Origin of the sequence: Streptococcus oralis, assembly GCF_023110055.1 — a bacterium.
GTDB lineage: Bacteria > Bacillota > Bacilli > Lactobacillales > Streptococcaceae > Streptococcus > Streptococcus oralis_BY.
Genome location: NZ_JALDVG010000001.1, coordinates 605778 through 622125, shown reverse-complemented (window position 1 = coordinate 622125; position 16348 = coordinate 605778). Strand labels below are relative to the sequence as shown.

General features: G+C 39.9%; 13 protein-coding genes, 1 tRNA gene and 1 riboswitch. Of the genes, 11 read left to right on the top strand and 3 right to left on the bottom strand.

Annotated features, from left to right (window positions below):
- The first annotated feature begins 11 nt into the window (after positions 1–11).
- A complete protein-coding gene (locus tag M1G01_RS02970; RefSeq protein ID WP_282184856.1) occupies positions 12–3047 on the top strand; it encodes a pneumococcal-type histidine triad protein in 3036 nt (1011 codons plus the stop codon).
- 47 nt (positions 3048–3094) lie between these two features.
- Here M1G01_RS02970 and pepT read toward each other — a convergent pair whose 3' ends face one another.
- A complete protein-coding gene (gene pepT, locus M1G01_RS02965) occupies positions 3095–4318 on the bottom strand; it encodes a peptidase T (protein WP_247931138.1) in 1224 nt (407 codons plus the stop codon).
- 356 nt (positions 4319–4674) lie between these two features.
- Here pepT and pitA point away from each other — a divergent pair, with 356 nt between their 5' ends.
- The 6 genes from pitA to hemH all read left to right on the top strand — a co-directional run bounded on the left by pitA (position 4675) and on the right by hemH (position 12187).
- Positions 4675–7233 (top strand): vWA domain-containing protein, encoded by a 2559-nt coding sequence (gene pitA, locus M1G01_RS02960; protein ID WP_247931137.1) that lies wholly within the window; start codon positions 4675–4677, stop codon positions 7231–7233.
- Positions 7233–7784: a PI-2 pilus system signal peptidase SipA gene (gene sipA / locus M1G01_RS02955; protein WP_000924791.1), complete on the top strand. Its 552-nt coding sequence runs from the start codon at positions 7233–7235 to the stop codon at positions 7782–7784. The genes pitA and sipA overlap by 1 nt, the downstream gene beginning before the upstream one ends.
- Before the next feature lie 44 nt (positions 7785–7828).
- Entirely contained in the window at positions 7829–9049 is a 1221-nt protein-coding gene (locus tag M1G01_RS02950) for a DUF7601 domain-containing protein (protein WP_000750686.1), read from the top strand.
- 16 nt (positions 9050–9065) lie between these two features.
- The gene (srtG1, locus tag M1G01_RS02945; protein ID WP_000695090.1) at positions 9066–10067 is read left to right on the top strand and encodes a PI-2 pilus system class B sortase SrtG1; all 1002 of its coding nucleotides are present in this window, start codon (positions 9066–9068) and stop codon (positions 10065–10067) included.
- A gap of 75 nt (positions 10068–10142) precedes the next feature.
- Positions 10143–11015, top strand: a complete 873-nt coding sequence (gene srtG2, locus M1G01_RS02940) for a PI-2 pilus system class B sortase SrtG2 (RefSeq protein WP_084921891.1) — start codon at positions 10143–10145, stop codon at positions 11013–11015.
- Between the two features lie 77 nt (positions 11016–11092).
- Positions 11093–12187: a ferrochelatase gene (gene hemH, locus M1G01_RS02935; RefSeq protein ID WP_247931136.1), complete on the top strand. Its 1095-nt coding sequence runs from the start codon at positions 11093–11095 to the stop codon at positions 12185–12187.
- A gap of 41 nt (positions 12188–12228) precedes the next feature.
- On the opposite strand, the gene mscL is transcribed toward hemH, so the two are convergent.
- Positions 12229–12609: a large conductance mechanosensitive channel protein MscL gene (mscL, locus tag M1G01_RS02930; RefSeq protein WP_000910206.1), complete on the bottom strand. Its 381-nt coding sequence runs from the start codon at positions 12607–12609 to the stop codon at positions 12229–12231.
- 79 nt (positions 12610–12688) lie between these two features.
- Positions 12689–13126 carry a GtrA family protein gene (locus tag M1G01_RS02925; RefSeq protein WP_125398061.1) on the bottom strand — a complete coding sequence of 146 codons (438 nt, stop codon included), beginning with the start codon at positions 13124–13126 and terminating at the stop codon, positions 12689–12691.
- Positions 13127–13154: 28 nt separating this feature from the next.
- Positions 13155–13251, top strand: a riboswitch (PreQ1 riboswitch).
- Here M1G01_RS02925 and M1G01_RS02920 point away from each other — a divergent pair.
- From M1G01_RS02920 to dapA, 4 genes are all read left to right on the top strand, one after another.
- Positions 13249–13761, top strand: coding sequence for a QueT transporter family protein (locus M1G01_RS02920; RefSeq protein ID WP_125389274.1), 513 nt, complete (start codon positions 13249–13251; stop codon positions 13759–13761). It overlaps the preceding riboswitch by 3 nt.
- A 105-nt stretch (positions 13762–13866) precedes the next feature.
- Positions 13867–13939 (top strand) — tRNA-Thr (locus M1G01_RS02915).
- A 339-nt stretch (positions 13940–14278) separates the two neighbouring features.
- Entirely contained in the window at positions 14279–15355 is a 1077-nt protein-coding gene (locus M1G01_RS02910) for an aspartate-semialdehyde dehydrogenase (protein ID WP_247931135.1), read from the top strand.
- A gap of 56 nt (positions 15356–15411) precedes the next feature.
- Positions 15412–16347: a 4-hydroxy-tetrahydrodipicolinate synthase gene (gene dapA / locus M1G01_RS02905; RefSeq protein WP_007521849.1), complete on the top strand. Its 936-nt coding sequence runs from the start codon at positions 15412–15414 to the stop codon at positions 16345–16347.
- Position 16348: the final 1 nt, after the last annotated feature.

Genomic DNA, 16348 nt, shown 5'->3' with positions numbered 1-16348 from the left:
AGATGATGAAAATGAAGAAGAAATACCTTGCAGCAGGATCGGCTCTTGTCCTTTCCCTAAGCCTTTGCATCTATGCATTGAACCAACACCAGGTAGAAGGAAACAAAGATAATAACCGTGTGTCTTACGTTGATGGGAAGCAAGACTCTCAAAAAACAGAGAATCAGACACCAGATCAAGTTAGCAAAAAAGAAGACATTCAGGCTGAACAAATTGTTGTGAAGATTACCGATCAAGGTTATGTGACTTCACATGGTGATCATTTCCATTATTACAATGGTAAAGTTCCTTTTGACGCGATTTTCAGCGAAGAACTGTTGATGAAAGATGCCAATTATCAACTGAAAGATGCTGATATTGTCAATGAAATCAAAGGTGGCTACATTATTAAGGTGGATGGCAAGTATTATGTCTACCTTAAAGATGTGGCTCATGCTGATAATATTCGTACGAAGGACGAAATTGAGCGCCAAAAACAAGGCCATACTCACGACGCACCAACTTCTAATAGTGCAGTGACACTTGCGCAATCTCAAGGTCGCTATACTACCGATGATGGCTACATCTTTAATCCGTCTGATATTATAGAGGATACTGGTGATGCTTATATTGTCCCTCATGGTGGACATTACCACTATATTCCAAAGAGCTCCTTGTCTGCTAGCGAATTGGCAGCTGCCCAAGCCTACCTCTCTGGAACTAGAAAACAAGCAAGTGTGACTAACTATCGTCCTAGTCCAAACGCGACTGGTCAAACTATCAACCCAAGTCAACAGGCTGAAACACCAAGTAATCAAGCTGAGAGTCTTCAAAGTCTATTGCAGCAACTCTATGCTCTTCCAAGTAGTCAACGTTATGCTGAATCAGATGGCTTGATTTTTGACCCTGCTAAGATTTCGAGCAGAACACCAAGTGGCGTAGCGATTCCACACGGAAATCACTATCATTTCATCCCATATACAAAACTTTCTGCCTTGGAAGAAAAGATTGCGCGTATGATTCCTTTAAATAGCGACAGTGGGAAGCCAACACCTTTGGAAAATCCAAGCAAACCAGCAGAGCATCCAGCTCAACCAGATCATCCTCATGACCAAGACGGTGACCATGGAAGTCAGGATACCAACCATGAAGATCATGACTATGATGGAGAGGAGCATGACCACCATCACGGTGAAGACCATGATCATGGTTTTGCAGCTGACCGTGTCATCAGTGAGGATGAGCAAGGGTTTGTAGTTTCTCATGGAGATCACGCTCATTATTTCTTTAAGAAGGACTTGACTGCAGCACAAATCAAAGCTGCCCAAGATCACTTGAAAGAAAATCATCAGTCTGAGCACGTTCAACCACTTGCAAAGACTGTGGAAAGTTTCTCAAGAGATGCTAGCGATGAAGAAAAAATCAAGTATATCTCACAGACCTACGGAGTACCGCTTGAAGCGATTCGTATTTCAAATGGATTCTTTGTCTTTGGAAATCCGGATCAAGCCTATGATCCTACTCATATTCACCCATATGCTGTTCGTAAGGAACGTGTTCGTATTCCGCTGCAGACAGGTGACCCTGAACTTGATTTCTTAAATGAACTTTTTACAACTGCTTTACGTGACAATGTATCTCCTTATAGTTTGCAAGTTGAGAATGGTAGCTTTGTGATTCCTCACGGTGATCACAATCACTACATTAAGGTTCAGACAAAGGGCTATGAAGTAGCCTTAAAGAACAAGATTCCTACTTTACAATCAAGCTACCAGCCTGGTGCATTTGATGAACAAACTGTTCTTTCTAAAGTTGATCAACTGTTAGCAGATAGCAGAAGTCTCTACAAAGACCAGCCTATCATGCAGAGACGTGTTGAACTTGCTTTGGGTCAATTTACCGAAAACATGAAAAAACTGGCGACTAACTCAACTGCTGGATACTTAGCAGCCTTGGATCTCTTTGATAAGCAATATATCCATGTTGATCAAAGTGTAGCACCGGTTGAAACATCACCTTTGGACAAGAAATACCATGCCCTTGTAGATAAGATCAATACCTTGGATACAGATACTTATGGCTTGCCTAAGAAAGATCTTTTGGTACATTTGCAGGATGCGAAGTTAGCACAAGATGAGACAGAGTTGGATGCGATTGAAGCGAAACTGCAAGCCTTGCAAGATTTCCGTGATCGTACAGGGGTTACAACAGTAGAGTACATCAAGTATTTCTATGAACATGTATCTGATGGTCGTTTGAGAGAAGAACTTCGAAACCGTGTTGCCAAGCTGACTTGGGAACTTTACCAGTCGCAATCTTTCCTCAAAGCAACCGACTTAAACAAGTTATTCCCAACCATCTACCAAACTAAACTAGAGGTGGAAGAAGCTCTCAAAGACGAACCAGTTTCTACAAAAGCAGGCAAAACCATTCTGGATACGGAAAAAGTGGACAGTCAAACTGCTAAGACAGCCATCTATGAATTCCTAAAAGAACTCTACGGTGATTTTATGCCAGAAGAGCGGGTTAGCAAGGTCAAGAAGGAAGAAGTGGATGCTCTCCTATCAAAAGTCGTTCAACTTCTAGCGCGTGTCAAAGAAGACGGTGTCAAACAATCCTTAGCTGAAGAAGCAGCCAATATCAAAGCAGCCGCAGAAAAAGAAAATGCAGACTTTGATGAAGCCAAAACACAGCTTGAGGAACTCTTGAACCGCATCGCAGCAACTATCCAGAGGGAAGAGAAACAGGCGGAGCAAGATCCACAAACGGTGATCATCTACCAAAAACTCTATAATGTCTTGCTCTCTCTTCACAAGTACTTAGAGGATAACAAAGGATCTGATGCTGACTTTGAACGTGTTGATGCCCTATTTGAACAACTCGCAGCTAAAAGTAGTGATAAAGAAGGTCTCCTCACTCTAGCTAAAGAAATCATTAGCTTGAACCAGGAACTCCGTTCAAAAGCAAGTGAAACTGACAGCCAATCTAAGTCTGAGAAAGGCAGTGAAACAACTGCTTCTCAATCAAATGAAAAACAAGCACAAAGTGAGTCTGAGCCAAGTGCTTAACCAAACGAATAAAAAGAAAGACGAAGTAGCTGAGCTACCTCGTTTTTTTAGTCTTTATAAGATACAATGCCAATGACGGTATCTACTGCGCGCTCCATAGTTTGAAGGCTGACGTATTCAAAACGGCCGTGCATGTTTTCACCACCAGCAAAGATATTCGGAGTTGGGATTCCCATAAAGGAAATCTTAGAACCATCTGTTCCACCACGAATCGGTTCGATGATTGGCGTGATTCCCAGATCTTCCATTACGGCTTTGGCAATGGTAACGGGCGTCATATCTTTCTTGATGACTTCTTTCATATTGTAGTACTGGTCTGTGAGAGTGAGTGTAATGCGGTCATCCCCAAGTTCTTGATTCATCTTATCAGCAATGTCCTGCATGGCTTCCTTACGAGCTTCAAAGGCATCTTTTTCAAAGTCTCGAATGATATAGCTTGCACGCGCCTCCTCGACACTACCTGATACATCCATAAGATGATAGAAACCTTGGTAACCATCTGTCAGCTCTGGTCGGTCATTCTCAGGAAGTTGATTATGAAAATCAATCGCCAGCTGAAGGGCATTGACCATCTGTCCTTTGGCAGTACCAGGATGGACATTGCGCCCTTGGAAATGGAGTTCAGCAGCTGCTGCTGAGAAAGTCTCGTACTGCAGTTCCCCTAGTGGTCCACCATCAACCGTGTAGGCAAAGTCTACATCAAAGTCATCTGCATCAAACTTATTAGCACCGACACCGATTTCTTCGTCAGGTCCAAAACCAACACGAATTTCACAGTGTTTGATTTCAGGATGAGCAGTCAAGTATTCGATAGCAGTCATAATTTCAGCAATACCTGATTTGTCATCAGCGCCCAGCAAGGTTGTGCCGTCAGTTGTGATAAGCGTTTGGCCATGATATTTTTCAAGACTCTTGAAGTCAGCAGGATCTAGTTTAAAACCAGAAGTACCTAAGTCGATGACTCCACCATCATAGTTTTCGATAACTTGAGGCTTCACGCCTTCAGCATTAAAATCAGCAGTATCCATGTGGGAGATGAAACCGATCTTACTGGTCAAACTTGGATCATTGGCAGGCAGTGTTCCGATAGCAAAACCATTGGGTAAGTAGTAGACATTTTGCAAACCAACACGTTTCATTTCAGGAATAAGAACGTTGGTCGCAAAATCTACCTGACTTTGCGTACTTGGAGTAGTAGTAGAGTGTTCGTCAGATCGCGTATTGACCTTAACGTAGGTCAAAAACCGTTCTAAAAGGTTCGGGTAATTCATAAAAACTCCTTTATTTCTCATAAAATAAAGCATACTATTCAGGAAAAAACGATTATGAAATTTCATGAATTTTGAAAAAATATAATAATTCAAATTCAATAGACTTTCAAATGAAATTTTGGATATTCTAGAATAAAATATATGCATTGATATTTTATGAGATTTTTTTATTCTTTTTTCATTTTACCATAGAATAGTTTGAAAGACAAAGAAGAATCATACTCTTTTATTAATTAACATAATATAAAATTAATCATATTAATTGACACTGCGTGAACTTTATTGTACAATTATCTTGTAAATGTCCTAGATTGATATAGTAACAATATTAGTACATTCTAGTTAAGGAGAATAAAATGAACATTCGCTTCGATTTTAAGAAAGTTCAAATTATTGCGCGCCGTTTAGTTACAATGTTAGCTATTCTCTTTTTGTGTGCTCCGATAAGTCTGTTAAATGCAGATTCTACTACAGAACCTCAGACAACCATTCATAAAACAATTACTCCGATATCAGGACAGGATGACAAATATGAGTTGTCATTGGATATCACGTCCAAACTGGGAACAGAAACCCAAACGGATCCCTTGGATGTTGTTTTAGTAGCAGACCTCTCAGGAAGTATGCAGAATCAGGATGTCAACTCCTCTAATGGGGCTTTGATTAGTCGGCTTCAAGCTCTGAAAAATACACTCCAAGGCGAAAACGGTCGTCGTGGTTTGATAGATACAATCCTTTCAAACTCTAACAACCGTTTATCAATTGTTGGATTTGCTGGGAAAATAGATAACCAACGTTACAATAGTTATTATCAATGGCCAGCTTGGGCGGGGTACTTTTCTGGCATTTCCTCTCATGATGATGCTAAGACAGTATTAAACTGGAGCAATGATGTTCAAGGAGCCAAAAGAATGGTTTCTAGAATGTCTGTTGATAATAGTGGTGATTCGATTGGTTACGAAGGAGGAATAGGTACAGGTACAAATATTGGAGCAGGACTTCAGTCAGCAACAGAATTACTTCAGTCAGCCAGATCAAGTGCAAAAAAGGTTGTTATTCTTTTGTCAGATGGTTTTGCGAACATGTACTACGATACTAGAGGTTATACGATCTACAATTGGAGCAATAATGATGGTGTAACAGAAATAGCTCCATCGTGGTATCAAACCAATCTAAACACGTTTACTGAAACAGTTTCTGGTTATCTTGCTCCCAAGATTGATGGATTTTATTCTATCAAATTCCGCTACTCTAATAGTACAGATAGTATTTCTAAACTAAAAGAGTACATTGGTAGTTATAATTCTTCCATTCCAAACGAAATATTATCCGCTAACAATGAAAGGGAATTGAGGGAACAATTTAAGGAAATCACTAAGAAAATCCTTCCTCTAGGTGTTCACCATGTGACGATCAAGGATGTTTTGTCCAAATATGTTGAACTTCTTCCCAATAACAGTTCAAATATTCGAGTTGTAAAAATCGAAAACGATAAAGAGGAAACCTTGGGATCAGATAAGGTTACGCTGGAAACAAGGAAGAATGAAAATGGTCTGGTCGAAGTAACAGCAAAATTTAATCCTAACTACATTCTTGATGATGGTGTGAAGTACGCCCTCAAATTCACTGTTACATCTAGTCAAGAAGCCCTGGATGCCATTGCTGGTGATAAAAAACTAGAGGCTGGTGATGCTGAGGGTTCTGATGTCAATAAACTCTACTCCAATAAAGGTGCTAGTGTCACCTATTCCTATGGAATAGGCAACTCTCAAACCAAGACCAAAGAATACTCTGACAACCCAACATTTAAGCCTTCAGATCCATTAACGGTACCAGTGGAAGTTGAATGGCAAGGTGTGACGGGTGCGAGAACTGTTATTACAGCTGATCAACCGAGTAATGTTGAACTGAAACTGGTTCAAAAGAACAAGAACGGAGGTCCTGATAATCAAGACTATCGAAAGACTAATGTAAATGTTAGAACAAATATCTTTAATGAAACGAGGAACTTTGAAAAAGTTGCCAAAGGATATCAATACGATTTAATTGCACCGGACGTCCCCGCCTTTACCAAAGAAATAAAAAATGTTGGTACAGAAACTAAACCATCCTTCAAGGTAATCTATAAACAATTGCCAAGTCTGACGATTAAGAAAGTGTTGGAAGCTGAAAATAACTTGAACAAGGAGTTTTGGATTAAGGTAAAACTAACCTCTCCTGATTCTACGCCATTGAATGGAACTTTCGGAGAGATAACTGTTGTGAATGGTGAAGCGAAGATTCGTGTTGACAAACGAAAACGTTGGAAAGGTATCCTAAGCTATCTTCCTCGGGGAACTCATTACAAAGTTGAAGAAGAAGCAGCATCAACGAATGGTTACCACGTTACGTATGAGAATCAAGAGGGCGATCTGAATAAAGACGAGACCAGCACTGTTACGAATCACAAGCTTCCAAGTTTATCAGTCACAAAAAAAGTTACAGGCGTATTTGCCAACCTATTAAAATCCTTCAAGATTACCATTAACATCAGGGATGCTCAGGATAGACCATTGAATGGAACCTATAATGCAACGGTGAATAATAAAAGAATTCCTTTGCAATTTACGAACGGTCGAGCGTCTATAGATCTAAACAAAGATCAAACCATAAAAATTGATGGACTTCCACTCAATAGTCACTACACTATTGAAGAGGAATCAAACTCTTCTCGTGGATATCAGGTATCTTATGAGAATCAAGAAGGCAAACTGGATGGGGATAAGTCCGCGACAGTCACGAATAATAAGAATAGTGTACCTGAAACCGGAGTTGACTTCCTCAGCAGTACACTCGTGTTAGGAATAATCCTTCCTCTAGGAGGTATCTTCTTTACAATCCTACTCGGCTATCTAGTGGTACATAGGAGAAAATAATGCTACTTAAAAAGAAACATAAGAAAACAGTAACACAAGTCAGTCGGGATAAGTCTCCGCCGAGTGTATGGGGAGATATCCTCTACTTAGTCAGTAAGCTTCTGATGGTTGGGTTTGTACTGGCCACCCTTTACTTTTTTGTCTTTGGACTATTGAGATACAATGACGATGGCATGAAGCCAGCCTTAAAAGATGGCGACTTGGTTGTCTACTATAGGTTGGATAAACGTTATTCGATTGGTGATCTGCTCGTCTATAGTTATAAGGGCAAGGAAAGAGTGGCGCGTGTCATTGCAACCGAAGGAAGTACGATCGATATAAACGAAAATGGTCTCATCATCAACGGTTCTCCTCAACAAGAGCAGGATATCTACAAAGAAACGCTGCTCTATAAGGAAGGGGCTACCTTCCCAATGAAAGTCCCAGCAGGACAACTCTTTGTCCTCGGAGACAATCGAACAACGGCTGTAGATAGTCGTGCTTTTGGAACCATTCCTATACAGGATACCCATGGCAAGGTGGTAACAGTCCTAAGGCGACGGGGCTTTTGATGACAATTTATGAAAAAAGAAATTAAAAAATAAAAGGAATAATCATGAAAAAAACATTTTTGAAAAAATTAGTTACTGCAAGTATTGCAGCTGTAACCGCCTTGTCGGTCTTTAGAGGAGTGCCAACATTTGCGGATGATAATGATGTGGCGACTGCCAAAGCAACTGGTGAAACAAGTGCAAAAGTTTCTATTAATAAGGTGTTGAACATTGCTGAAGGAATTACAACACCTGAAGCAACTTTTACATTTACTTTCACCCCTAAAACTGGTACATCATCAAATGGTGCACCCTATGAAACAATTGATTCTTCTAATGGTCAAATTACAGATAAAAATGTATCTTATTCTGGAACAGACGTTTTAGCAACTGGCCAAACTAACATTAAGAAAGATACCGGCGATATTTTTAGAGAAGTGAACTATACACATGCTGGTGAATATGTCTATACTGTTGCTGAAAAACAAAATGTTGGTTGGAAAGTTATTCAAAAAAATGGTTCACCTATTGATTTTATGACATATGATAATCGCAACTATGAAATGCACGTTATTGTTAAGAACAAAACTACAGGAGGAACATATATTTCTTCTGTGTATTTTAAACAAGTATCCCCAAGTGTGAATGGTAAAGTAAAACCATCTGAAAGTGGAACTACTTACAAATATGATCTTTTCACTAACATTTATCGTAAAAATGCTGGTAAAATTACAGATCCAAATGAACCAAACCCTAATAAACCAAATGTTTCAAAAGTTGACCCAAATGCTAAATCTTTAGTAATTAAAAAAGTTGTATCAGGTGCTACTGCAGATAAATCAAAAGATTTCACTTTCAAGCTTACTTTCACAAAAGCATCTACAGAAACTTCACAATCAATCACTGGTAAAATCGGTGAAACCTCAAAAACATTTGTCTATGGTCAAGAAACGACTATAACACTACGTCACGATCAATCTTTAGTGTTTGACACAATTCCTGCTGGTACTCGTTATAAATTGGTTGAAACTGGATCTCAAGGTTACACAGCTTCAGCTGCATATAAGGAGAACGGAGCATCAAAAAATCAAGCTGGTACAGTTTCTACAAATTTCACTCAAGATAGTATCCTTATTGGTGAAAAACCAAACGATAACACTATCACAAATAGCTTGCCAGACGTTACCCCTACTGGTCTCTTGATTGATAACCTTCCTTTCATCTTGATGATTGGTCTTGGTTTGGCTGGATTTGTTGTTTTGTCTAAAAAACGCAGACAAGCTTAAGCAAGTGGTTTGACCGATGAAAATCAAGCGTGAGAAACCAAAAAGGAGTTTGTCTAGGCGTCTGGTACTTGCTGTAGATGCATTGATGAATCATATCTTGCTCCTCTTGACAGCCTTAGTCTTTCTCTTTGGTTTCTACGCCCTCTGGGATGCCAATCAGGTTTATTCTCAGGCTTCATCAAGTGAGTATGAGGCCTATAGACCTGTTAGTACCAGTGAGAAGGATGAGCTTGCTAGTTTTTCTGGCTTTCACAAGCTACAGCAAGTCAATCCAGAGGTTCTCGGTTGGATCAATGTCTATGGCACCAATATCGACTATCCCTTAGTTCAAGCCAAAGACAATGAAAAATACCTGAACAAGGATTCCAAGGGAGAATTTGCAGCTACAGGGGCTATTTTCCTTGAGGCTCGAAATGAATCCAAGTTCGAAGACTTTAATACCATCATCTACGGACACCATGTAGAAAATGGGGTTATGTTTGGAGATGTAGCAAAGTTTTCTGATAAGGAATTTTTTGACCAGCATCGCTACGGCAGTATTTACTATAATGGCGTTGAAAAAGGTCTTGAAATCTTTGAAATGCTCGAGGTGGACGCCTATGACTTTAACATCTACGATCCAGGTATTAATGGGGATGATCGGCGCCAAGAATATATCGATCACTTACTCTCGGTTGCCATCCACAAACGAGACATTACACTGGGGCCAAATGACCATATCATCCTTCTCAGTACCTGTTTCCTAGACGTAACAAATGGGAGACATATCGTAGTTGCCAAGATTACGGATACGGTTCCAAAGAACACCTTCCATACGAAAAAATCAAAACCATTCCCTTATAGTGTCTTTGATGATTCGTCGCTCGGACGGTTTCTCTCATCGATTCCTTTGTGGATATGGTACATCATCTTGTTTATCTTGCTCTTGCTATTGATCTTCTTGCTCATCATCCTCTACTTGATCTTGCGTCGTAGAAGAGAAGCAAAGGAAGAAGGGGCAGATACCATTACTGACTAAACTACCAATAAAAGAGAAAGGGACAGCCTCTCTTGCTCTTTTATTTTCAAGGCTAGAAAGGAGAAAGAAGGAAATATGAAAACAAGTACAAGTCGCGAAGCCATAAAGGCCATTCTATCCCTCTTTCTAGCTTTTTTCTGTCTTTTTACAGCTGATAGAGCTCTTGCGAGCGACTACGATCATTATAATCCCATTGAAAAGGATGCCAGCAGTACGGGCTTTGAAACCTTGCAACACCTCAACAAGGATGTTTGTGGTTGGATTAGCCTCGATGGGACCAAGGTAGACTATCCTCTCTTACAGAGTCAGGACAATGTCAAATACCTTGACCGCAATGCCTTTGGCGATTATACTGTGTCAGGTTCTATATTCCTAGACTATCGTTTTAACCCAAATTTTACGGACTTTAACACCATCATTTATGGTCACTCCATGGCTTCTGGTGCTATGTTTGGGGAGATTCAAAAATTTGCGGATCAAGATTTTTTTGAAAAGCATCGTTATGGCTCTATCTATTATAACGGCCGTGAACGAGGGCTTGAGATATTTGGAATTTTAGAAGTAGATGCCTATGACGCGGAGATTTACCGAACTTTGAGTTCCAACGATGAGGAACACCAGGCCTACTATCAATATTTGCTAAGTAAAGCCAAGTACAAGCGAGATGTTTCGCTGACCTCAACGGACAAGATTGTTTTATTAAGCACCTGTTTCCTTAATATTACCAACGGACGGCATATCCTCTTAGCTAAAATAACGGATGCACCAGTAAAAGCAGCCCAGGATAAAAGTGGGGAAGCAGTAGGGACGCGGTATTTCGATCAAGGCCTACCAACGCATTGGATTTATATCCTTGCCTTTCTTCTCCTGATTATCGTTATTTTACTCCTTGTCGTTATCATCCTAATCATAAGGCGAGATAGAAAGACAAAAGAACAAAAGAAATAGTAGACGTCGGAAGCGTTTACTATTTTTTTCTTTCATGATAGAATAGATAGTGAAAATAATATCATAAGGATGATAACATGAAAAAAGCTATATTAATGATGACCTTTGGATCTCCAGAGGAGATTAGTTTTGAAGGAGTAGCAGAATTTTTTACAAATATTCGTCGTGGTGTTAGACCCCAAGACCACGAGATTCAGACTCTCTATGACAACTATGTCCTTATCGGTGGGACGCCCTTGCAGCGGATTACACGTGAGGAGGTTGATTTAGTCAAGGAACGTTTAGGCGAGGAGTACGGTATCTACTTTGCCAATAAGTTTTCTCGGCCCTTTATCCCTGATGTGATCAAGCAGATGGAGTCTGATGGTATTGAAGAATGTATTTGTTTGATTTTGGAACCTCATTATTCCTTTTACTCGGTGATGGGGTATGAAAAGTTTTTGGAAAGTCAGCAGATCCGATTTTTAGTAATTAAGGACTGGTATCAACAACAGCCTTTGCTGGACTTCTGGACAGATGAGATTGAAAAAATTTTACGAAACCATGTGGGAGAAGAGCCTTTCAAGGTAATCTTTTCAGCACACAGTGTTCCCATTTTTGCCTTGGACTATGGAGATCCTTATATCGATCAGATTTTTGATAATAGTAAGCTCATTGCTGAACAACTCGGCCTAACAGCCGACCAGTATACCAATACTTGGCAGAGCGAAAGCGATATTGGAATCCCTTGGATCAAGCCAGATGTCTTAGAATATTTACGAGAACAAAAGCAACATCCAGAGCATTATATTTTTGTCCCGATTAGTTTTATCAGTGAGCACATTGAAGTCTTGTTCGATAATGATGTGGAATGTTATGAGTTGTGTCAAGAATTAGATGTCACCTACCATCGTCCACCTATGCCCAATACGGATAGCCGTTTAATTGACGCTTTAGTTGCTACTGTACGAGCCAACGAAAACAAGGAATTTAAAGCTTTTCTCCCAGAAGAAGAAACTTTTGATGAGTTAGCGCCTTCAGCAACTACCAAGGATATTATGGAGGAGACAGACGACCTTCAGATGCCAGAATTTGTCAAAAAACTCATTGAGAAAAAAGGTCGTGAAAATGTGAAGATGCCTTACTTGATTAAGAAAATGCTCGAAAAGGCTGGGAAGTTACCAAAAGAGTAAAGAAAAAAGGATTTAGCTTTAGGCTAGATCCTTTATCTGTTTTATTTTTTCTCAAGAAGAGCTTTGATTTCTTGAAGAACTTCAAGTTCAGTTGGAGCAGCAGGTGCTTCCTCAACCACTTCCTCTTTCTTACGAAGGTTTTGCGCTTTTTCCATAGCTTTAATAACGAAGAAAAGCACAGTACCTACAACGAGAAAGTTGATAATAGCACTCAAGAATTTACCATATGTAACACCATTCCATGCAAGCTCAGCGATGTTTTGTACTTTCGCAGCTTCCAAAGCTGGGTTCAATAGAAGTGGAGTGATGATATCGTTAACAAATGAAGTAACGATAGCACCAAATGCAGAGGCAATGATCACACCGACAGCGAGGTCAACGACATTACCACGAAGCAAGAATTCTTTAAGATCCTTTAACATTTTCATAAATTCCTTTCCTAATTTTCTAATTTATTATATCCTAAATTGTGACAAAAAGCAACTTGAACTCTCAAAGTGGTCAGTTGTTCCCTTTAAAAATATAGATTTTGCTGAAAATATAGTTTAAAATGATGATCAAGATTTGTGCTAGAATAGTTTCAATCGTATTAACCCTATCTATATTAAATTCGACAAACTGGCCAATAATATCAGGGAAAGTTGTAACAAAGATATAAGTTAAAAGAACGTCAAGACCAAGAGTAGAAAGACGAGCTAAGAAAAACTTAGCCAGGCGGGTTGGCCAATTCCTTCTCTCTTGTTTAAAGACGATTGTATCATTTGTGAGAAAGGCAAAGAGAATCCCGATAATATTTGCGAGGGCAGTTGCGAGGATTTCCTGGTGGCTGATATGGTAAATAACCAAACGTGATACAATAGAAATCAAAGTCGTAGCACCACCGAAAAATAGGTAGGAGAGAATCTCGTTATCAAAGAAAGCTCTTATTAGTTTTTTCATGATTTTAGTATAGCATAAAGTCATATATTGTGCTATACTGGTAAGGTTGATTCAATCAACCCTTGGTGCTTAGCTTCTTTCACCAAGCATATTTTACGCGGGAAACCGCTAAAGGAGAAAACATGAAAAAATTAACTGTTCGTGACATGGCAGACATCGCTATCGTTGCTGCGATCTATGTAGTTTTGACTATTACGCCACCAATCAATGTTCTTAGTTTTGGTGTGTATCAGTTCCGTATTTCAGAAATGCTGAATTTCTTGGCATTTTACAACCCTAAATACATTTTCGGTGTGACAATTGGATGTATGATTGCTAATTTATTTGGTAGTTTTGGCCTAATAGATGTCTTTGTCGGTGGAGGTTCTACCCTAGTTTTCCTTAGTCTAGGTGTATGGCTCTTTGGCAAGTATAAGAAAGACTATTTGTTCAATGGTTTGATTCGAAAAGATCATTTCTTCTTTTCAATCCTATTCTCTATTTCAATGATTACCATTGCAGCAGAACTTCATATCGTTGCTGAAGCTCCATTCTTCTTCACTTGGTTTTCTACAGGGATTGGAGAGTTTGCATCACTTATCGTGGGAGCGATTTTGATTGGTAAACTGGGACAGCGAATCGATCTAACAAAATAAGAAGTTTATAAGCTAGATTCTTGCTAAATCTAGCTTTTTTCATTCCATAAAATTAAAAGAGAGCACTTGACAAGAACATAGAACTATAGTATACTTTTTAGGTAAGCTGATTTAGCTCAGTTGGCAGAGCGCATCCATGGTAAGGATGAGGTCGCCGGTTCAATCCCGGCAATTAGCATGATATAGACAGGAAAACTCTTGATATTTGAGAGTTTTTTATATTTACCCCGCATTAGCCTTGACAAAGTCAGCAAAGCATAGTAGAATAAAACCTGCGATGAGTCGATAGGTAGTCTTTGGACTACTATTGAGCATAAGGAGGTCATAACGCAGGAGCGGACCTTGATGAGTTGTGTGAACCAGCTCATCACATGAAGATGCCTCTTAGTCCCTGGTCAATGACTGGGGATTTTTAATTTTCAGAAAATAGAACCCAAAAATACTTTTCAATTTTTAGAAAAAGTAGTATAATACTTCTATTATAGAAATTTTTAGAAAATTCCGAAAGAGGTTATTTATGGGATATACAGTTGCTGTAGTCGGCGCGACAGGTGCTGTCGGAGCTCAGATGATAAAAATGTTGGAAGAATCAACACTTCCAATCGATAAAATTCGTTACCTTGCTTCTGCACGTTCAGCAGGCAAGACTTTGAAATTTAAAGACCAAGATATTACGATTGAGGAAACAACTGAGACAGCTTTTGAAGGTGTTGATATTGCTCTCTTCTCAGCTGGTGGTTCGACATCTGCCAAGTATGCTCCCTACGCAGTTAAGGCTGGTGCAGTAGTAGTTGATAACACATCTTACTTCCGTCAAAATCCAGATGTACCATTGGTTGTCCCAGAAGTAAATGCTCATGCCTTGGATGCTCATAATGGAATCATTGCTTGCCCCAACTGTTCCACAATCCAAATGATGGTGGCTCTTGAGCCTGTTCGTCAAAAATGGGGCTTGGACCGTATCATTGTTTCAACTTACCAAGCCGTTTCAGGTGCTGGTATGGGAGCAATTCTTGAGACACAGCGTGAACTTCGTGAAGTTTTGAATGATGGTGTGAATCCACGTGATTTACATGCCGAAATCTTGCCTTCAGGTGGAGACAAGAAACACTATCCTATCGCCTTCAATGCTCTTCCACAAATTGATGTCTTCACGGACAATGATTACACTTACGAAGAGATGAAGATGACCAAGGAAACTAAGAAAATCATGGAAGATGATAGCATCGCAGTGTCTGCAACATGTGTGCGTATTCCAGTCTTGTCAGCTCACTCTGAGTCTGTTTACATTGAAACAAAAGAAGTGGCTCCAATCGAAGAAGTCAAAGCAGCTATCGCAGCCTTCCCAGGTGCAGTTCTGGAGGATGATGTAGCAAATCAAATCTATCCTCAAGCCATCAATGCTGTTGGTTCACGTGATACCTTTGTTGGTCGTATCCGTAAAGACTTGGATGCTGAAAAAGGAATCCACATGTGGGTTGTTTCAGATAATCTTCTCAAAGGTGCTGCTTGGAACTCAGTTCAGATTGCAGAAACTCTTCATGAACGTGGATTGGTTCGTCCAACAGCTGAATTGAAATTTGAATTAAAATAGTCATATCGTTTAGGAGTTCATATGAACTCCTTCTTTGAAATAGAGAGGTGTTTCTCATGTCTTATCAAGATTTAAAAGAGTGTAAAATCATCACGGCCTTTATTACCCCTTTCCATGAGGATGGTTCCATCAACTTTGATGCCATTCCAGCCTTGATTGAGCATTTATTGGCCCATCATACAGATGGAATTCTTCTAGCTGGAACGACTGCTGAGAGTCCGACCTTGACCCACGATGAGGAGTTGGAACTCTTTGCGGCTGTACAAAAGATTGTTAATGGACGTGTTCCTTTGATTGCGGGTGTAGGTACCAATGATACGCGTGACTCGATTGAGTTTGTCAAAGAAGTAGCAGACTTTGGTGGCTTCGCTGCTGGACTTGCTATCGTACCATACTACAACAAACCTTCTCAAGAAGGAATGTATCAGCACTTTAAAGCGATTGCAGATGCTTCTGACCTACCGATTATCATCTATAACATTCCAGGGCGTGTGGTAGTGGAATTAACTCCAGAAACCATGCTTCGCTTGGCTGACCATCCTAATATCATCGGTGTTAAAGAATGTACCAGCTTGGCAAATATGGCTTATTTGATTGAGCATAAGCCAGAGGAATTCTTGATTTATACAGGTGAGGATGGTGATGCCTTCCATGCCATGAACCTTGGTGCGGATGGGGTTATTTCTGTTGCCTCTCATACAAATGGAGATGAAATGCACGAAATGTTTACTGCCATTGCAGAGAGCGATATGAAGAAAGCCGCAGCTATTCAGCGTCAGTTCATTCCTAAGGTAAATGCTCTCTTCTCTTATCCAAGTCCTGCACCTGTTAAGGCAGTTTTGAACTATATGGGATTCGAAGCTGGACCAACTCGATTACCTCTAGTTCCAGCACCAGAAGAAGATGCTAAACGCATTATCAAAGTTGTCGTAGATGGCGACTACGAAGCAACTAAGGCAACTGTAACAGGTGTCCTTAGACCAGATTACTAAT